The organism is Singulisphaera rosea (assembly GCF_054877945.1).
Map to the genome: position 1 here is coordinate 1 of NZ_JBTYIP020000169.1, position 255 is coordinate 255.

The window sequence follows — 255 nt, forward strand, 5'->3', positions numbered from 1 at the left end:
CCGACTCAATGAGGCCCGCCTGGAGGTACGTGCCGACGCGGTGGCCTTCGCCACGGCCGACGGCGCGTTGCGCGCGGCGGTGACGGCCTTCGGGGCCCGCGGCGAGACGGAACTCGGAGAGTCGGGGTTGCACCCGGCGCGACGGAAGGTGCTGGAGAGCTTGGGCAACCACTGGACGGGCCTAACGGTGTTCGTCGAGCACCCGGAAGTGCCGATGGACAACAACACGGCAGAGCGCGTGCAGCGCGGGCCCGT

At 71.4% G+C, this 255-nt stretch carries 1 protein-coding gene; it reads left to right on the forward strand.

Going from position 1 to position 255, the window contains the following annotated elements:
• A partial coding sequence (locus tag ACYOEI_RS41370; RefSeq protein ID WP_462856510.1) for an IS66 family transposase occupies nucleotides 1-255 on the forward strand: 255 nt, incomplete at both ends.